Genomic DNA, 20,304 nt, shown 5'->3' with positions numbered 1-20,304 from the left:
TGGCCGGGTAGTCGTCTTGAATGGAGGCGACTTCTTTCATTTTCATGTATAATGAAATCAACTGAATATTATAAAGGTTCTTTACTTAAGTAAAGTGAAAAGGGAAATCGGTGTGATTCCGATGCGGTCCCGCCACTGTAAGTGTGAGTTTTTTCAAATGATGCCACTGAAGATTTCGGGAAGGCTTGAAAAATCGCAAGTAGCACTAGCCAGGAGACCTGCCTTTATAACGACATGACAACCTACGAGGATAGGGTGGTGGATTTTGTATCAGTTTTTTGGTGCGATTTTGCCCCCTCATCGTTCAAAGATGAGGGGTTTTATTTTGATGCAGAATAAAGCGAAATGTCGCATGGACCAACGAAGGAGGATTCACATGAAGAAATTTTGGAAAATAGGATTATCAGCATTTTTAGCAGTAGGCTTGCTAGCTGCTTGTGGGCAGGAAGCAAAAGATAACAAGCCATCTAACGAGCAGCAAACACAGCAAGAAACAGCACAAGTGGATGAAGCAACATTCCCAATGACGGTAACAGATGCCCTTAATAAGGACATTACACTTGAAGCACCTCCTGAGAAAATTGTTTCACTTATTCCAAGTAATACTGAAATCCTTTTTGGACTAGGTTTAAATGATGAAATAGTTGGTGTTACTGACAACGACGATTATCCGCCAGAGGCAGCTGAGAAGGATAAGGTTGGTGGTATGGAGTACGATATTGAAAAAATTATTGCCTTAAAACCAGATATCGTTTTTTCACACGAATCTAGCATGTCTCTTTCAGAAGAGGCTATTGCACAGCTTGAATCAGCAGGTTTGAAAGTATTTGTAGTAAGAAACGCACAAGACTTTAATGAAACATATACAACAATTGAGCAACTTGGACGTGCTACAGGAAAATTACCAGAGGCAGAAAAAATTGTTGCTAATATGAAGGCAAAAGTAGAAGAAGTTTTGTCTAAAGTCAAGGATGTTGAACCCAAAAAAGTGTTAGTTGAAGCATCAGATGAGCCAGATATTTATACAGCTGGCAATGGTACGTTTATGAACGCGATGCTTGAAATGATCAATGCAGAGAATGTAGCTGTAGATGGCGATAATTGGTATAAAATTGATGCAGAACAAATTATCGCAAAAAATCCAGATGTCATCGTGGTGACATATCATTATGTACCAGATATTTTAACGAAAATACCAAAACGGGCGGGCTTTGATACGATTAATGCCGTAAAAAATAATGCGATTGTGCAGGTAGATGAAAGTACTACAAGTCGTCAAGGGCCACGTTTAGCAGAAGGTCTAGAAGAATTAGCAAAAGCAATCTATCCTGAGGTATTTAAGTGAAAAAAATAGCACTAGCCTATACATTAACATGTACGCTTCTTCTTATTAGCATCTGGTGTGGCGTAGCGATAGGCTCGGTTCATATTCCATTAGAAGTATTATGGAATAAGGCGGTTGATGAAACAGCCGCCAATATTTTTTGGAAAATTCGTTTGCCTCGCGTGTTATTAGCGGGACTAGTAGGCGCATCTCTAGCTATTGCTGGAGCAGCATTCCAAGGTTTATTAAAAAATCCATTAGCAGATCCATATACACTAGGGGTTTCATCAGGGGCATCTGTTGGTGCTGTTTTAACGATCTTTTTTAGTATTTCTATACCTGTTGTCGGTTTGTATGCGCTGCCAACCTTCAGTATGATTGGTGCTATCATCACGATGGTAGTTGTTATGAGCTTTGCTAGACTCGTAGACCGCTCATTGAAAATGGAAACGTTGATATTAACAGGTGTTATTTTTAGTTCATTTTTAGGTTCCCTTATTTCATTAATGATTGCCTTATCTGGTGAAGAATTACGTCAGGTAATAGGCTGGCTACTTGGTTCTGTTTCGATGCGTGGTTGGCCATATGTCCAAATGATCATTCCATTTGTGATTGTAGGTTCAATTATGCTATGGACACAAAGACGAGAACTAAATGTTTTGTTGTATGGTGAAGAGCGGGCAAAACATTTAGGTGTTAATGTGAAGCGTAGTAAATATTTGATATTAGCAGGTGGATCCATGCTCACTGGAGCGGCTGTAGCGGTTTCTGGCACAATTGGCTTTGTAGGATTAGTGGTGCCGCATATGACAAGGATGATTTGGGGTTCTGATCATCGCCATCTATTACCATTATCTTTTTTCAATGGTGCAACATTACTCATTATTTGCGACTTAGTAGCACGAACAATCATTGTGCCAAGAGAGCTACCAATTGGTGTTATTACGGCATTTATTGGAGCTCCTGTTTTCTCCTATATTTTTTATAAGCAGCGAAGAAGTAAGGGGGTACGGGCATGATTGTTGTTGAACAGCTATCAGGTGGCTATGAAGATGTACCAATCGTCAAGGACATCAGTTTTACTGTTGAAAAAGGAAAAATTCTTGGTATTCTAGGGCCGAATGGTAGCGGGAAATCTACATTATTAAAAGTAATGAGTGGTATTTTACCAGCTACTGCTGGAACCATTTCGATTGATGGACAAAATATTTTTTCTTATAATGCTCGTACTTTGGCAAAAAAAATGGCTGTATTACCACAGCTTCATGCAAATGCTTTCTCGAACAGTGTGAGAGAGGCAGTTTCACTGGGGCGCTACCCGCATCAAACAGGCTTTTTCTCGAGTTGGTCTGAACAGGACGAACAGGCTGTACAACATGCTATGCTACAAACAGGTGTAAAGCGATATGAGCATACACCAATGGAATTTTTATCTGGTGGTGAACAACAAAGAGTATTTGTAGCACAAGCCTTAGCTCAAACTGCAGAAATACTATTACTGGATGAACCAACTAATCATTTAGATATTGCCCACCAACGTCAAATTTTAGATATGGTTCGGAAGGAAGCCATGGAGTGTGGTTTAACGGTTGTTATGGTACTACACGATATGAATTTAGCCTCTCTTTATTGTGATGAATTATTGCTGATGGAAAGCGGACGAATGAGAGCACTTGGTGCACCACATGAAGTATTAATTGCCTCCCAAATTGAAGAAGTTTATCAAGCACGGGTGACTACATATGCTCATCCTGAAATACCAAAACCTCAAATTACAATGATGCCCGCAGCTACAGACTACCAGCAGCGAGCTGTCATCAAAAAAGAGCATTTAATGATAACTGAACAATATATCCAACTTCAATCAGAGCTTCCTTTGAAGACCGTATCTTCAGCAGTTCATAACCCAGGTATAGGCTGGCATAATTGCTTATTAAATCGCTCAGTTCCTGGTGATTATGTCATCAGCGATGTGAAACGAGAAGTTAAAGAATTTTTAAAAAGGGAAAATTTTTCACCTACCAATACTGTTGTTATGCTAACTGCAGTACCAACAGCTCTAGTGGCCATCAATGAATTTTCAGCACCTTTTGGCAGTATAATCGTAGCTGTAACTGCTGGCGTAGGCAATGCAGTTGATGTGTCTCGAGTACATGAAAGACAAGATGATCCATATATTGGTACTATTAATACATGGGTTATCATTAATGGCTGTTTATCGGAAGAGGCATTTTTTCAGGCATTGATGACAGCAACTGAGGCAAAAACAAAGGCGTTGCAATCAGAAAATATTCGTGATGAACGGAGTGGAACCATTGCAACAGGTACAGCTACAGATAGTCTGTTAATTGCTGCAACTCAAAAAGGAGAAGAAATGATGTATGGTGGCCCAATTACAGAAGTTGGTAAAACGATTGCAAAGGGTGTCTATGAAACAACAGTTCAGGCGATTAGGAATTACAAAAACCAGTTTTAGGAGATGAGAGAAATGAAGCTTTACACGAAAACAGGCGATACGGGGAAAACAAGTCTTATTGGAGGACGGGTTGATAAAGATAGTTTACGTGTGGAAACATATGGGGCAATCGATGAATTAAATTCCTTTATTGGGAAGGCTGTAAGTGAATTAGACCAAGCGCTCTTCAAGGACATTTTAACAGACCTAGAGACAATTCAGCATGAGCTGTTCGATGCTGGTGGAGACCTTGCTAATGTGATGAAAGAACGTCATTATAAATTAACAGAGCAACCGATTGAAGTACTTGAAGCTCGTATAGATGCTTTATCAGACGAAGCACCACCTTTACAACGTTTTATTTTACCAGGAGGTGCACCAGCAGCGGCAACTTTACACATTGCACGCACGGTTGCACGTCGAGCAGAGCGTGAGATGGTGACACTCATGAAAGAAGTTGAAGATGTACCAAAGGTTGTACAAAAATATTTAAATCGCTTATCGGATTATTTATTTGCAGCTGCACGTGTTGTAAATGCTCGCTTAAACGTTGCAGATGTTGAATATATCCGCAGTGGGAATGTTTTTAAAAAATAAAGTTTGATTGAGTAAAGGTTTTTGTACAAAAAATGAATTGCCATGTATTTAGCTAAGGGGCGGTATAGGTTTGTGTGCAAATTTAGCAGATGTTCAAATGTCTAATGAATATGCGACATCCCAATAAGTAAATAGTTAAGGAAAGTAAAAAATGGCTACTTTGAAAAAATTCAGGGTGGCTTTTTTTCTTGTAAAATGTAAGAATATAAAATTATCAGAAATATTTCCGTTTTATGTTGACTGAATGCTCACTCATTTATTAGAATAGGAATATAATGATAAAGTGAAGTACATTTCTGTATGAACTAGCAAATTCGTCACAAAGAGAGAAAATTACGACAAACTAAAGGGGGGACCAACCATGAGTCCATTATTAATTGCTAACATTGTCTTAACAGTCGTGGTTGTGCTTTATGCAGTAGGATTGTTCTTCTACCTGTTGAAAACACGCTATAAGTATGTGCAATTGGGGAAAAAGGTTGAGTTTGATGAAAGTGTTAAAGAACGACTTCGTTATATTATGGTCAATGTATTTGGTCAAAATAAGCTATTAAAGGATCCAAAGAGTGGTTTAATACATGTTATGTTTTTCTATGGATTTTTGATGGTACAGTTAGGGGCCATTGATTTAATTTGGAAAGGACTAGCACCAGAGTCACATCTGCCACTAGGCATTTTCTATGGTGTCTTTACATTCTTCCAGGAACTAGTAGTTTTGATGATTTTAATCGCGGTAGTGTGGGCATTTTACCGCCGCTATGTTGAAAAGCTAGTGCGTCTAAAACGAGGATGGAAAAACGGCCTTGTATTAATTTTCATTGGGGGGTTAATGGTATCTACATTAATCGCTAATGGTATGGGATTAATTTGGCATGGTGAGGGATTAACTTATACGGAGCCAGTTGCTTCAAGTATTGCTGCTATTTTTGGCTTCTTACCTACATCTGTTGCCGCTGGTGTGTTTTATGTAATGTGGTGGGCACACCTTTTAATTCTATTAACATTCCTTGTATACGTACCACAGTCTAAACATTTCCATTTAATTGTCAGTCCGCTTAATGTTTACATGAATCGTTTAGATCGTGCAGGTACATTAACACCAATTGATTTTGAGGCCTTAGAAAATGCTGAAAGCGAAGAGGATATGCCTTCTATTGGGGTAGGACGCATACAGGACTTCACACAAAAGCAAATGCTCGATCTATATTCTTGTGTAGAATGCGGACGTTGTACAAACATGTGTCCAGCAACAGGAACAGGAAAAATGCTGTCTCCTATGGATTTAATCGTAAAATTGCGTGACCATTTAACATTTACGGGCGCAGTCGTAACAAAGCAAAAACCATGGGTTCCTTATCAATTCTTTGCCAATACAAAGGGTAATCAGCTTGCAATGGCAGCTGGTGCTGAAGGTGCTGTAATTGAGGACATCTACAGTCCATCTTTAATTGGCGATGTCATTACAGAAGAGGAAATTTGGGCTTGTACGACATGTCGTAACTGTGAGGATCAATGCCCTGTAATGAATGAGCATGTTGATAAAATTATTGATCTACGTCGTTATCTAACAATGACTGAAGGGAAAGTAAATCCTGATGCTCAACGTGCAATGACGAATATCGAACGACAAGGTAATCCTTGGGGCTTGAACCGCAAGGAAAAAGAAAATTGGCGTGATCTAGATCCAACAATCCAAATTCCAACTGTAAAAGAGCTGAAAAAATCTGGCGAGGAAATGGAGTATTTATTCTGGGTTGGTTCGATGGGAGCTTTCGACAATCGCTCTCAAAAAATCGCTTTAGCATTCTGCCGTCTATTAAACGAAGCTGGTGTGAAGTTTGCAATCTTAGGTAATAAAGAGAAGAACTCAGGGGATACACCTCGTCGTTTAGGGAATGAATTCTTATTCCAAGAGCTAGCTACAGCAAATATTGATGAGTTTGAGAAAAATGACGTGAAGAAAATTGTAACAATCGATCCTCACGCCTATAATATCTTTAAAAATGAATATCAAGACTTTGGTTGGAAAGGTGAAGTGTATCATCACACTGAGTTATTAAATCAGTTGATTGAGGAAAATCGTCTAGCGCTAAACTATGAGGTTCATGAAACGATTGTTTTCCATGATTCTTGTTATTTAGGCCGCTACAATGATGTATATGATGCCCCACGTGAGATCCTCCGAGGAATCCCTGGCGTGAAGCTTGTTGAAATGGAACGTAACCGTGAAACAGCGATGTGCTGTGGAGCTGGTGGTGGATTAATGTGGATGGAAGAGCATGTAGGAAATCGCATTAACGTAGCTCGAACAGAACAGGCTCTTGCAACAAATGCATCAGTTATTTCATCGGGCTGTCCTTACTGCCTAACAATGCTAGAGGATGGTACAAAGGCAAAAGAGGTTGAAGACTCTATTGGAACATTTGATGTTGCAGAATTACTAGAACGTTCCGTGTTTGGTGAAAAAGTAAAGGCAGTTAATCCTTCTTCCGAAGAAACAGAAGAAACATACGAAGAAGTGGTAGCGTCTATAGAAAATGCTCAACAAGACGAGAATACGGAAGCGAACGCAGAAAAATGATTGCTATTGCAGAAATATTTTAGTTATCTGAAAAATATAAATTGCACAATAAAAAATTGTTTTGTAGAATAAGATTAAATGGGAATGGGAGTTGAGATAATAAACTCCCATTTTTCCTCGATAGAAGTCGAGCGAGCGTTCAGTCAATAATGCTTTGCAGCTTCATCGAGAACGTAAAACAAAAGGGGTGTTTTACTTGAATAGAGCTGTAATTTTAGCAGGGGCAAGAACTGCGTTTGGTAAATTTGGAGGTTCATTATCAGCATTACATGCAAGTGATTTAGGTGCGATTGCAATTAAAGGGGCATTAGAGAATGCAAATCTTGCACCTGAGCAAGTGGATGAGGTAATTTTAGGTTCTGTTTTACAAGGGGGACAGGGGCAAATTCCTTCTCGACAGGCTGCTCTGAAGGCAAATTTACCAACAGCAGTAAAAACAGAAACAATCAATAAAGTTTGTGCTTCAGGGATGCGTGCGGTGACATTAGCAGATCAATTGATTCGTTTAGGGGACGAAGAAGTGATTATTGCGGGTGGCATGGAATCTATGTCCAATGCACCATATTATCTTCTGAATGGTCGAAATGGTTTGCGTATGGGAGATTCTACAATGGTAGATGGCATGCTATATGACGGCTTAACATGTGCTTTCGATAAAGCAAGACCGCATATGGGTAGCTATGGTAATGCAACAGCTAAAGAGTTCTCGCTAAGTCGAGAAGAACAGGACACTTGGTCAGTACGCAGTCATGAACGTGCGCTAGCCGCAATTGAAAAAGGTTACTTTGCTGAAGAAATCGTACCAGTAGAGATTCCTCAACGGAAAGGTGATCCACTTATTGTTGATATAGATGAGGCACCAAGAGCAGGAACGTCTTTGGAAGTACTGGCGAAGCTAAAACCAGCCTTTGACAAAGATGGCACGATTACAGCAGGTAATGCACCTGGGGTTAACGACGGTGCATGTGCACTTGTTGTCATGAGTGAGGAACGTGCAAAACGTGAAGGTAGAGAACCATTGGCAATAATCATTGGTCACGAAGAACTTGCGCTTGAGCCAGAAAACTTCCCACAAACGCCAGGTCTTGTTATTAATAAATTACTGAAAAAGACTAACAAATCATTAGCAGATATTGATTTAATTGAAATCAATGAAGCCTTTGCAGCGGTAGCTTTAGTCAGCAAGCAGTTGGCAGATTTAGATGCAGAAAAAGTGAATGTTAATGGCGGTGCAGTTGCTTTAGGGCATCCTATTGGGGCATCTGGTGCACGTATCATATTAACACTTGCACAGGAATTGAAGCGTCGTGGCGGTGGCATTGGCATTGCCGCAATTTGTTCAGGCGGCGGCCAAGGTGATGCAATTATGATTGAAGTACCAAAAACAGGGGGACTGAACTAATGGGAATTCAAAAGGTAATGGTCATTGGTGCAGGGCAAATGGGCTCTGGTATTGCCCAAGTTTGTGCACAAGCAGGCTTTGATGTGAAATTGAACGATATCAAACAAGAATTTTTTGAGCGTGGTTTAGGGGTTATTACCAAAAATTTATCACGTGATGTAGAAAAAGGGCGTAAAACAGAAGATGAGAAGGCTGCTGTTCTAAGTCGAATTAGTATGTCACTAGATTTACAGGATGCTAGTGATGTAGATATTATCATTGAAGCAGCTGTGGAAAATATGGAAATTAAGCAATCCATTTTTAAGCAACTTGATGGCATTGCGCCAGCCCATGCTATTTTAGCTACGAATACATCTTCACTGCCTATTACAGAAATTGCAGCAGTAACAAAACGTCCAGAGCAAGTAATTGGTATGCACTTTATGAATCCTGTACCAGTTATGAAACTTGTTGAAATCATTCGAGGTTTAGCAACAACAGATGAAGTGTACAAAGCTGTTGAAGAGATGACGGTTAAATTATCGAAAACACCAGTAGAAGTGAATGATTTCCCAGGATTTATTTCAAACCGAATCTTACTACCGATGATTAATGAAGCGATTTATGCACTTTACGAAGGTGTGGCGACAAAAGAAGCAATTGATGATGTGATGAAGCTTGGTATGAATCATCCAATGGGGCCATTAACATTGGCAGATTTCATTGGATTAGATACTTGTCTTTACATCATGGAAATTTTACATGAGGGTCTTGGAGACAGTAAATATCGCCCTTGCCCACTGCTACGTAAATACGTTGCAGCTGGCTGGCTAGGTAAGAAATCAGGAAGAGGTTTTTACGTTTACGAGTAATCCTATGGGGATGGGGTTATTTAGATGTTTCGGGACAACTTAGAGGGGTGACATTATAGATGCATTTGCAATTTACAGATGAGCAAATTATGATGCGCGATATGGTTCGTCAATTTGCTCAGGAAAAAATTCAACCATGGGTGGCGCGAATGGAAGCGGGAGAATTTCCACGTGAACTTCTACAGCAAATGGGTGAACTTGGCTTAATGGGGATTACGACGCCAGAAGACTTAGGTGGCTCTGGCATGGATTTTACATCTTATATTATTGCGATTAATGAACTATCAAAAGTAAGCGCTGTAATGGGTGTTATTTTATCCGTCCATACTTCAGTTGGAACGAATCCAATTATTTACTTTGGGAATGACGAACAAAAGAAACGTTATGTACCAAAGCTTGCAACAGGCGAATATTTAGGTGCATTTTGTTTAACAGAACCAAGTGCAGGCTCAGACGCTGGCTCTTTACAGTCTAAGGCAGTGCGTGATGGCGATGATTATGTGATTAACGGCTCCAAAGTATTTATTACAAATGGTGGAGAAGCTGATGTGTATATTGTATTCGCCTCAACTAACCCAGCTGAAAAAACAAAGGGTATCTCAGCATTTATTGTTGAAAAGGGAACGCCTGGTTTAATCATCGGAAAAGATGAGCATAAGATGGGCTTACACGGCTCACGTACAGTTCAGCTGACATTTGATAATTGTCGCATTTCAGCTGACAACCTACTTGGGGAAGAGGGAGAAGGCTTTAAAATTGCGATGGCCAATTTAGATGTTGGACGAATCGGCATTGCGGCACAAGCGTTAGGAATTGCTGAGGCGGCACTAGAGGCGTCTACTGCCTATGCTAAAGAACGCATTCAATTTGGCAAGCCGATTGCCGCGCAACAAGGTGTTGGCTTTAAGCTTGCTGATATGGCAACGGCAGTTGAATCTGCAAAACTGTTAGTCTATCGTGCAGCCGATTTACGAGCAAAAGGTTTATCATGTGGAGCAGAAGCTTCAATGGCTAAACTTTTCTCATCACGAACAGCGGTACAAACGGCAATAGAGGCTGTTCAAATATTTGGCGGCTATGGCTATACGGAAGATTATCCAGTAGAGCGCTATTTCCGCGATGCAAAGGTGACAGAAATCTATGAAGGTACAAGTGAGATTCAACGACTAGTCATTAGTAAACATTTACTGAAATAAAGCCTGATATTGCGAATGGTACAAAGTGATGGGTACCGTTCCAGAGTGAGGGAAAAACGCTCCTAATCTAAACTAACAATAATCAGGTAATACAAAACAGAGTCTAACTAAAAAGGGGAAATGGACAATGAACTTTCAGTTAACAGAAGAGCATGAACAATTACGTGAAATGATTCGTGATTTTGCTATAAACGAAGTGGCGCCAACAGCTGCTGAACGTGACGAAAATGAAGAATTTGACCGTGCGATTTTCGACAAAATGGCGGAGCTTGGGCTTACTGGTATTCCATGGCCTGAGGAATATGGTGGTGCAGGTTTTGATTACCTTGCATATGTCATAGCTGTTGAGGAACTTTCACGTGTTTGTGCCTCGACTGGTGTAACTTTATCTGCACATACTTCACTGGCAGGTTGGCCACTTTACAAATTCGGTACAGAAGAACAAAAACAAAAATACCTTCGTCCAATGGCTGAAGGCAAACATATTGGTGCATATGGTTTAACAGAACCTGGCTCTGGCTCTGATGCGGGTGGCATGAAAACTTATGCAAAACGTGATGGCGATGATTATATTTTAAACGGCTCAAAAATCTTTATTACGAACGGTGGAGTAGCAGATACATATATTGTATTTGCAGTAACAGATCCAGAAGCAAAACATGGTACATCCGCATTTATCGTGGAAGCTGGATTTGAAGGTTTCTCTGTAGGGAAGAAAGAAAAGAAATTAGGAATTCGTTCATCTCCAACAACAGAGATTATTTTTGATAACTGTCGTGTTCCAAAGGAAAATCTATTAGGGGCTGAAGGGGAAGGCTTTAAGATTGCCATGACGACACTAGATGGTGGACGTAATGGTATTGCAGCTCAAGCAGTAGGAATTGCACAAGGAGCACTCGATGCAGCAGTTGACTATGCCAAAGAACGTGTGCAATTTGGTAAACCACTCACTGCAAATCAAGGCATTTCCTTTAAATTAGCTGATATGGCAACGCAAATAGAGGCTTCTCGACTTCTTACATACCAAGCGGCATGGTTAGAATCTAATAACCTACCATATGGTAAGGCATCTGCAATGGCGAAATTAATGGCTGGCGATACAGCGATGAGTGTAACGACAGAGGCGGTTCAAGTATTTGGTGGCTATGGTTATACAAAAGATTATCCTGTAGAGCGCTTTATGCGTGATGCTAAAATTACACAAATTTACGAAGGTACGCAGGAGATTCAACGTCTTGTTATCTCGCGTATGCTAACGAAATAATTGATGACTGATAAAGATAAAAGGCCCCAAGTACAGTCAACCGTAAAAGATGAAAATCTAATCGCCATTCGTCGTGAACAAATGATTCAAGGCGCTATTAAGCTATTTAAAGAAAAAGGCTTTCACCGTGCCACGACGAGAGAAATTGCAAAAGCTGCAGGCTTTAGTATCGGTACTTTGTATGAATACATCCGAACGAAAGAAGACGTTCTATACCTTGTTTGTGACAGTATCTATCACCATGCGATGGAGCGTCTTTCAAGTTATGAGATTAAAGCAGGAACAATTGATGAGTTAAAAGAAATGATTCGGGAATACTTTCTGCAAATCGATAGTATGGTTGATGAGCTAACAATCATGTATCAAGAAACAAAATCATTGTCGAAAGAAGCACAACGCTATGTTTTTAGTAAAGAGTTTGAAATGGTTGCCACATTTGAACGCTTGTTACAGCGATGTGTGCAGTCTGGCGAACTAACAATGACAGATAAGCAAATTCATTTAGCAGCCAATAACTTAGTTGTTTCAGGACAAAGCTGGGCGTTTCGCAAATGGGCTTTACATCGTCAGCATTCTATTGACGAATTCATTGACATGCAAATCACCTTGTTCATTTCAGGCATAAAGGGGTTTTAATATTTTGTAAGGGGTTTGTCGGCAATTGCATATAGCGATATTGCAATTGCTGGCTTTTTTTATTCAATATGGGAGAAAGTGGGGATTTCATATGACAAAGGTAGAAGTATATCGTCCAAAAAATCACGTACGTTTTGTGACAGCATCGAGTCTTTTTGATGGACATGATGCTTCAGTCAATATTATGCGACGCATTTTACAATCGAGCGGTGTAGAGGTAATCCATTTAGGTCATAACCGTTCTGTTGAAGAAGTCGTGAATGCTGCGATACAAGAAGATGCACAAGGGATTGCTGTTTCTTCTTATCAAGGCGGACATATGGAATACTTTAAATATATGTATGATTTACTGCGTGAAAAAGGCGCACCACATATTAAAATTTATGGCGGTGGTGGAGGAGTTATTCTACCTCGTGAAATTAAAGAGCTTCATACGTATGGCATTGCAGGGATATTCTCACCAGAGGATGGCCGTGTTTTAGGGCTACAGGGAATGATTAATGAACAAATTAAAGGAACAGATTTTCCTACTGCAACAGGTAATTATTTAGAGAAATTAAAGGCTTTAACGACAGAGACGCCTGAAATTTTAGCCAATCTAATAACAGCAGCTGAGTCAAATGACGATGAAGCTACGAAAGAAATGCTAGCAGAGGCAAGAAAGCTTTCAAAAGGTACGCCTGTAATGGGGATTACGGGAACAGGTGGTGCAGGGAAATCATCCTTAACGGATGAACTGATTCGCCGCTTCCTAAAAGAATTCCCAGATAAACGTGTAGCCATTCTATCAGTCGATCCAACAAAGCAAAAAACGGGTGGAGCATTGCTTGGGGATCGTATTCGCATGAATGCTATTTTTAATAACCGTGTTTATATGCGTAGTTTAGCAACACGTGGCTCACGTACTGAATTATCTGCATCAATTGGTGATGTGCTAGATGTAGTACGTGTAGCAGGTTATGACTTAATCATCGTAGAAACAAGTGGAATTGGTCAAGGTGATGCCGAAATTACTAAATACACGGATCTATCCATGTATGTCATGACAAGCGAATTTGGTGCACCTACACAACTTGAGAAAATTGATATGATTGACTTTGCGGATGTTATTGCGATCAATAAATTTGAGCGAAAAGGCTCAGAGGACGCCCTTCGACAAGTACAAAAACAATATCAACGTTCACGCGAGCTTTGGGATGAATCACTTGATAACATGCCAGTCTATGGTACAATAGCTAGCCAATTTAATGACAAAGGAACAAATGCATTATTCGCTGCTCTTGTTAAAATAATTAACGAAAAAACAGGTTTTAATTGGGAAACAAGCTATGAGCAATTTGCGAAAACGCAAAAGCAAGATGTTATTATTCCAAACGATCGCCGTTATTATTTACGTGAGATTACGGACACTGTCCGTGGCTATCATAAAAAAACAGAGCAGCAGGTGGCATTTGCTCGTCGACTGTTCCAATTAGAAGGTGCTATTGCAGCCGTTCAAGAAAAAGCGCCTGATGATGTGCTTGTGGCGTCGCTGACTTCTTTAGCAGAAGGTGTTAGAGATGAATTAACAGCAGAATCTAAGCGTATATTGGATAATTGGCAGGCATTAAAAGAAGCTTATGCTGGTGATGAGTTTGTGACAAAAGTTCGCGATAAAGAAATTCGTACCATCTTAAAAACAACTAGTCTTTCTGGCACGAAAATTCCAAAAGTAGCCTTACCGAAATTTGAAGACTATGGGGAAATTTTGCGTTGGGTTTATAAAGAAAATGTTCCTGGCGAATTCCCATATACGGCGGGGGTTTTCCAATTCAAACGTGAGGGTGAAGATCCGAAGCGTCAATTTGCTGGCGAGGGAACACCAGAACGGACAAATAAACGCTTCCACTATTTATCAAAGGATGATGATGCAAAACGTTTATCTACAGCATTTGATTCTGTAACATTGTATGGGGAAGACCCAGATTACCGTCCAGATATTTACGGTAAGGTTGGAGAATCAGGTGTATCGATCTGTACACTAGAAGATATGAAAAAGCTTTACGCAGGCTTTGATTTATGTGCACCGTCTACATCTGTATCAATGACTATTAATGGACCAGCACCTATTATTTTAGCGATGTTTATGAATACAGCAATCGATCAACAAGTTCAATTACGTGAGCAAGAGCTAGGGCGAACTTTGACAGTTGAAGAGTTTACCGAGACACGTGAAAAAACATTGCAAGTTGTACGTGGAACAGTACAAGCTGATATTTTAAAAGAAGATCAAGGACAGAATACATGCATTTTCTCAACAGAGTTTGCCTTACGTATGATGGGCGATATTCAGCAATATTTTATAGACCATAAAGTACGTAACTATTATTCTGTCTCCATTTCGGGTTATCATATTGCAGAAGCTGGAGCAAACCCTATTTCCCAATTAGCCTTCACCTTAGCTAATGGCTTTACGTATGTAGAGTATTATTTAAGTCGTGGCATGAATATCAATGACTTTGCACCAAATTTATCATTCTTCTTCTCAAATGGACTAGATCCAGAGTATACAGTAATCGGCCGTGTGGCACGACGTATTTGGGCTATTGTAATGCGTGATAAATACGGTGCTAATGAGCGCGCTCAAAAGCTAAAGTATCATATTCAAACGTCAGGGCGCAGTTTACACGCACAAGAGATTGATTTTAATGATATTCGAACAACATTGCAGGCTTTAATGGCATTACAAGATAACTGTAATTCATTGCATACAAACGCCTACGATGAGGCCATTACTACACCTACGGAGGAATCTGTAAGACGTGCTATGGCAATTCAAATGATTATTACAAAAGAGCATGGTCTAGCAAAAAATGAAAACCCACTACAAGGCGCATTTATTGTTGAAGAATTAACAGATCTTGTGGAAGAAGCAGTTCTTGAAGAGTTTGATCGTATCAATGATCGTGGCGGTGTGTTAGGTGCTATGGAAACACAATACCAACGTGGTAAAATTCAAGAAGAATCTATGTACTACGAAATGTTAAAACATTCAGGGGAGTTACCAATCATTGGTGTTAATACTTACTTGAACCCAAATCCACCTTCAGATGCTGATATAGATAATATGGAAATTGCGCGTGCATCGACAGAAGAAAAAGAGACGCAAATTCGTAATTTACAAGCTTTTTGGAAAGCACATGAAGAGGAAAGTGAAGCTGCAATTGCACGTCTACAAGAAGTGGCCGTCAATAATGGCAATATTTTTGCAGAGCTGATGGAGTCAGTAAAAGTAGCAAGTTTAGGACAAATTACAAAAGCTTTATATGAAGTTGGCGGACAATATCGTCGTAATATGTAAGCGAGGTTGTTCAAAACTCTTGTTTTCTATTTCAACTATCATGCTCCTCTAATTTCTAGTGTCTAGTCTTAAGATTAGGCACTTCTTTTTATTTTCGTTATAATAGAAATGTAAAAAAAGGGGAGGCGCAGTAGAGGATGAAATCAGCTATTCACTACATAATTATATTAGCTTTAGTATTGGGAGCCTTTTTCCTGTATAATAAGCAAATTGGCGCTATTCCTTTACTACTATTATCTGTCTATTTGTTTTATCTTGGAATAAAAAAAATGCGTAATATAAAAAACAGTAATTGAAGCTAGCAAAGGGGCTAAAACTTTGTATATAATGGGTATTATGCTTATTGTATGGAAAGAACCTTTTGCGTGGCCTTTTTTGCTGCGCTTGGAGAATAAAGCACCATGTAATTTTAAAACGTCCATTGTGATGAGGGAAAGGAAGTGCACGAATTGAATTTTCGTGAAATGACAAAGGAACAATTAACAGAAGAATCGTTAATTAACTTAGCTTATGCAATTTTAAATGAAAAACGTGCCTCAGTATCTTTTAATGATTTATTAAAATTAATTCAAGAGCTTGTGGGCTATAGTGATGCAGAAATGAAATCCCGTCTGTTACAATTTTATACAGATATCAATATTGATGGTCGCTTCTTATATAATCAAGAAGCAGGCTGGGGCTTACGTGAATGGTTTAAAGTAGAGCAAATCGAAGAAGAAACAGCGCCTTCTGTTAAGACTCAAAAGAAAAAATCTAAAGCTGCCTTTGATGAAGAGGATCTTGATGAAGATGTAGACTTAGATGAAGAAGATATCGACTTTGATGAAGACTTTGAAGAGTTCATTGATGAAGAAGATCTTGAAGAAGAAGATGACGATAAAGAAGATATCGACTTTGATGATGAAGAGCTAGAAGAAATTGATGAAGAAATTGATGAAGAGTTTATCGATGAAGAGGAAGAAGAATTTGAAGAAGAAGAGGAAGAAATCTAATACAGTACTCTTAGAATTTTCTTTCTTTTAAGCTAGAAGCAAAAAATCTTGACTTCTATCACGGTTACGTTTAATCTTTTACTTGGGCTCCTTAAAAGAAGGAGAAAGACCGTGTATATAATACGCTCCCCCTGCAAACCTATGCAGGAGGAGCGTTTTTTTGTTTTTAACTTTAATCATTTTAGTTCTCCCATACTTTTAATATCGATACGAATATAAATGTTTTTAATTATTCATGATGTATAGTAAACGGTGACTGAATAGTTATTAGAGTTTTATGGTTTAAAGGAAAGTGGAAAAGAGATAGAACCGATTACAGCTTCGAATCGACTACATTTTGTAGACATTCTCGGCTTTTCTTTTTTTAGGGTATTAGAATGTAAATGGTTCTGATCCCCCCTAAACGCACTAATATTTTAGAACATCATAAGGAGGAATTTATTCATGACGAAGTATATTTTTGTAACAGGTGGGGTTGTATCATCACTTGGAAAAGGGATTGTTGCAGCATCTTTAGGCCGTTTATTAAAAAATCGTGGGTTAGAAGTGACGATTCAAAAATTTGACCCATATATCAATATTGACCCAGGTACGATGAGTCCTTATCAACATGGTGAGGTTTTTGTAACAGATGATGGTGCTGAAGCAGATTTAGACTTAGGACACTATGAACGTTTTATTGATATTAACCTAGGGAAACATTCTACAGTAACTTCTGGTCGTGTTTACCAATCTGTATTACAGAAAGAACGTCGTGGAGATTATAACGGTGGAACTGTCCAAGTAATTCCTCATATTACAAACGAAATCAAAGATCGTATCCAACGTGCTGGTCGTGAAACAAACGCAGACGTTGTGATCACAGAGGTTGGTGGAACAGTAGGTGATATTGAATCATTGCCATTCCTAGAAGCCATTCGCCAAATGAAAACAAATTTAGGGCATAACAATGTCATGTATATTCACTGTACACTTATTCCCTATATTAAAGCAGCTGGTGAACTTAAAACAAAACCTACACAGCATTCTGTTAAAGAATTACGCTCTTTAGGTATTCAGCCAAATATTATCGTAGTTCGTACTGAACAAGAAGTACCACAAGAAATGAAAGAGAAATTAGCGTTATTCTGTGATGTTCAACCACATGAAATTATTGAATCTCGTGATGCTGAGCATTTATACGAAGTACCATTAAACCTACATGCGCAAGATATAGATGATATCGTTTTGGATCATTTTGGTATGGAAGCTCCAGAAGCAGATATGGAAGAATGGCGTGACCTTGTAGAAAAAGTGAAGAACTTACCAAATAAAAGAAAGGTAGCATTAGTCGGGAAATACGTAGAACTACAAGATGCTTACATTTCTGTAGTTGAGGCATTAAAGCATGCTGGATATGCATATAATTCTGATATTGAAATTGACTGGATTAATGCAGAACACGTTGATGCTGACAATGTTGCCGCGCTATTAAAAGGTGCTGACGCTATTTTAGTACCAGGTGGCTTTGGTGATCGTGGTGTCGAAGGTAAAATTTTAGCAACACAATATGCACGTGAAAATAATGTTCCTTTCCTAGGCATTTGTTTAGGTATGCAATTAGCAACAGTAGAATTTGCACGTAATGTTCTTGGCCTAAAAGGTGCTCATTCTACAGAACTTGATGCAAATACAGAGTATCCAATTATCGACTTCTTACCAGATCAAAATGATACTGTAGATATCGGTGGTACTTTACGTTTAGGTTTATATCCATGTAAATTAAAGGATGGTTCAAAAGCAAGCAAAGCTTATGGTAAAGAGCTTGTTTATGAGCGTCATCGTCACCGCTATGAATTTAACAATGAATATCGTGAGGCAATGGAAGCAGCTGGCCTTGTCTTCTCAGGTACAAGCCCTGATGGCAAATTAGTTGAAATTATTGAGCTGCCAGAAAACAATTTCTTTGTAGCCTGTCAATTCCACCCAGAGCTAGTGTCACGTCCTAATCGTCCACAACCATTGTTCCGCGACTTTATCGGCTCAACATTTAAATAATCCAAAAGAGTTGTCTCGTTATACACGAGACAACTCTTTTTAAGTTGATCACTACAATTCTTCTTCATCCAACCCAAGCATTTCATCATAAGCAATTTTGACAGCTTCATATACAAAGAGTCCTGCAAGTGCATGTGGTACAACAATACGTTGACCTAGATCATTTGGTATTAAACCGCCTTTAATGCGCGTAGAAACATACGTATAGGCTAAATCTGCAAGAGGGTTATCTCCACTAGCTGCTTCACTAGCTATAGCAGCAAAGGGAATAAATTGTGTATTTAATTTTTGTGCTAAGACGAGTGCTTCTTCATCATATGCACTACGAGTAAAAATGCAAACCCGATCAGCTTCTGTTAAGCTTGTGTCTGTAGTCCAAGGAGCTAACTTGCTAAAGGGTTCGACTGCTTGAAGTGCATTTAATTCCACAACCTGCATTTCTCCAAAGCAAGCAAAATAGACGTTTCCTTCGCCGATTGCGGCTTGTGCTAATAACCTTGCTGTCTCCTCGATAGCATCTTCTTCATTTTGTGTAATTCTTTGTAATAATCCACTTAATTGTGTTGTTAGAATTTTTGACATGTTTCCACCTCTATTCATATTATAGAGGGTAAAAGCTAGAAAGCAAAAGCAGATAATTTATAATACTAGAAGGTATTAAGCTGAAAAAGGAGAATTATACATAATAAAGAAAGTTTTTGTGTAAGAATAAAACTAAAAAGGGCGGAATGCGATGTGAAACGATTACTAATTGTCGATGATCAGCAGGGAATTCGTTTACTTTTAAATGAAGTGCTGAAAAAGGAAGGATATATTACATATTTAGCAGCGAATGGTTCAGAGGCATTAAAGTATGCAGACGAACAAGAGATGGATTGTGTTTTACTGGACATGAAAATTCCAGGAATGGATGGTATTGAAATTTTGAGACGTTTAAAAAAGAAATTTCCGAAGCTGCCTGTTTTTATGATGACAGCATACGGAGAATTGGATGTTGTGCAAGAAGCTTTAGAATTAGGAGCCATTCGTTACTTTACAAAACCGTTTGATATTTTCGAAGTGCGTGATGAAGTAAATAAAGCTTTACAAGTTTAAAAAGCAGGCAGTGGACACACGGCCTGTTTTTTATGTTGATTATTAGCCCCTGCTTTTCAGGGGCGTAGGATTTCGTTGCGTTGCTCTTCACTTCGTCACCCTGCCGCTACGTTACACTCCGCTTCCGGGTAGAAAATAATAGCCCCTGCTTTTCAGGGGAGTAGGACTTCGTTGCGTTGCTCTTCACTTCGTCACCCTGCCGCTACGTTACACGCCGCTTTCGGGTAGAAAATAATAGCCCCTGCTTTTCAGGGGAGTAGGACTTCGTTGCGTTGCTCTTCACTTCGTCACCCTGCCGCTACGTTACACGCCGCTTTCGGGTAGAAAATAATAGCCCCTGCTTTTCAGGGGAGTAGGACTTCGTTGCGTTGCTCTTCACTTCGTCACCCCTGCCGCTACGTTACACGCCGCTTTCGGGTAGAAAATAATAGCCCCTGCTTTTCAGGGGAGTAGGACTTCGTTGCGTTGCTCTTCACTTCGTCACCCTGCCGCTACGTTACACTCCGCTTTCGGGTAGAAAATAATAGCCCCTGC

At 39.4% G+C, this 20,304-nt stretch carries 15 protein-coding genes and 1 riboswitch; of the genes, 14 read left to right on the top strand and 1 reads right to left on the bottom strand.

Going from position 1 to position 20,304, the window contains the following annotated elements:
* The first annotated feature begins 57 nt into the window (after positions 1–57).
* Positions 58–240: riboswitch (cobalamin riboswitch) on the top strand.
* Positions 241–376: 136 nt separating this feature from the next.
* The 13 genes from JIN86_RS11950 (at position 377) to JIN86_RS11890 (ending at position 18,675) form a co-directional block, all read left to right on the top strand.
* Positions 377–1,345: an ABC transporter substrate-binding protein gene (locus tag JIN86_RS11950; protein WP_004231531.1), complete on the top strand. Its 969-nt coding sequence runs from the start codon at positions 377–379 to the stop codon at positions 1,343–1,345.
* Positions 1,342–2,343, top strand: a complete 1,002-nt coding sequence (locus JIN86_RS11945; RefSeq protein ID WP_004231533.1) for a FecCD family ABC transporter permease — start codon at positions 1,342–1,344, stop codon at positions 2,341–2,343. The genes JIN86_RS11950 and JIN86_RS11945 overlap by 4 nt, the downstream gene beginning before the upstream one ends.
* Complete coding sequence (locus tag JIN86_RS11940) at positions 2,340–3,800, top strand: adenosylcobinamide amidohydrolase (RefSeq protein ID WP_202342019.1); 1,461 nt, start codon at positions 2,340–2,342, stop codon at positions 3,798–3,800. The genes JIN86_RS11945 and JIN86_RS11940 overlap by 4 nt, the downstream gene beginning before the upstream one ends.
* Before the next feature lie 12 nt (positions 3,801–3,812).
* The gene (locus JIN86_RS11935) at positions 3,813–4,376 is read left to right on the top strand and encodes a cob(I)yrinic acid a,c-diamide adenosyltransferase (protein ID WP_004231536.1); all 564 of its coding nucleotides are present in this window, start codon (positions 3,813–3,815) and stop codon (positions 4,374–4,376) included.
* Between the two features lie 361 nt (positions 4,377–4,737).
* Positions 4,738–6,957: a heterodisulfide reductase-related iron-sulfur binding cluster gene (locus tag JIN86_RS11930; RefSeq protein WP_202342018.1), complete on the top strand. Its 2,220-nt coding sequence runs from the start codon at positions 4,738–4,740 to the stop codon at positions 6,955–6,957.
* Positions 6,958–7,153: 196 nt separating this feature from the next.
* Positions 7,154–8,359 carry an acetyl-CoA C-acetyltransferase gene (locus tag JIN86_RS11925; RefSeq protein WP_004269434.1) on the top strand — a complete coding sequence of 402 codons (1,206 nt, stop codon included), beginning with the start codon at positions 7,154–7,156 and terminating at the stop codon, positions 8,357–8,359.
* Positions 8,359–9,210, top strand: a complete 852-nt coding sequence (locus JIN86_RS11920; RefSeq protein WP_004269435.1) for a 3-hydroxybutyryl-CoA dehydrogenase — start codon at positions 8,359–8,361, stop codon at positions 9,208–9,210. The genes JIN86_RS11925 and JIN86_RS11920 overlap by 1 nt, the downstream gene beginning before the upstream one ends.
* Before the next feature lie 59 nt (positions 9,211–9,269).
* Complete coding sequence (locus JIN86_RS11915) at positions 9,270–10,406, top strand: acyl-CoA dehydrogenase (RefSeq protein ID WP_004269436.1); 1,137 nt, start codon at positions 9,270–9,272, stop codon at positions 10,404–10,406.
* A gap of 127 nt (positions 10,407–10,533) precedes the next feature.
* Complete coding sequence (locus JIN86_RS11910) at positions 10,534–11,670, top strand: acyl-CoA dehydrogenase (protein WP_004269437.1); 1,137 nt, start codon at positions 10,534–10,536, stop codon at positions 11,668–11,670.
* Positions 11,671–11,673: 3 nt separating this feature from the next.
* The gene (locus JIN86_RS11905) at positions 11,674–12,306 is read left to right on the top strand and encodes a TetR/AcrR family transcriptional regulator (RefSeq protein WP_004269438.1); all 633 of its coding nucleotides are present in this window, start codon (positions 11,674–11,676) and stop codon (positions 12,304–12,306) included.
* Positions 12,307–12,397: 91 nt separating this feature from the next.
* On the top strand, positions 12,398–15,646 hold the full coding sequence (icmF, locus tag JIN86_RS11900) for a fused isobutyryl-CoA mutase/GTPase IcmF (RefSeq protein ID WP_202342017.1): 3,249 nt from the start codon (positions 12,398–12,400) through the stop codon (positions 15,644–15,646).
* 449 nt (positions 15,647–16,095) lie between these two features.
* On the top strand, positions 16,096–16,638 hold the full coding sequence (gene rpoE, locus JIN86_RS11895) for a DNA-directed RNA polymerase subunit delta (RefSeq protein ID WP_004269441.1): 543 nt from the start codon (positions 16,096–16,098) through the stop codon (positions 16,636–16,638).
* Positions 16,639–17,082: 444 nt separating this feature from the next.
* Positions 17,083–18,675: a CTP synthase gene (locus tag JIN86_RS11890; protein ID WP_004269442.1), complete on the top strand. Its 1,593-nt coding sequence runs from the start codon at positions 17,083–17,085 to the stop codon at positions 18,673–18,675.
* Positions 18,676–18,726: 51 nt separating this feature from the next.
* Here the strand turns inward: JIN86_RS11890 and JIN86_RS11885 are convergent, their stop codons facing one another.
* Positions 18,727–19,257: a DUF2529 family protein gene (locus JIN86_RS11885; protein WP_004269443.1), complete on the bottom strand. Its 531-nt coding sequence runs from the start codon at positions 19,255–19,257 to the stop codon at positions 18,727–18,729.
* Positions 19,258–19,410: 153 nt separating this feature from the next.
* Here JIN86_RS11885 and JIN86_RS11880 point away from each other — a divergent pair, with 153 nt between their 5' ends.
* On the top strand, positions 19,411–19,770 hold the full coding sequence (locus tag JIN86_RS11880) for a response regulator (RefSeq protein ID WP_004269444.1): 360 nt from the start codon (positions 19,411–19,413) through the stop codon (positions 19,768–19,770).
* Positions 19,771–20,304 lie beyond the last annotated feature (534 nt).

The organism is Lysinibacillus sp. HST-98, assembly GCF_016757845.1.
Lineage (GTDB): Bacteria > Bacillota > Bacilli > Bacillales_A > Planococcaceae > Lysinibacillus > Lysinibacillus capsici.
Note: the sequence above shows the minus strand (reverse complement) of the source record. Positions and strands in the feature narration are given on the sequence as shown.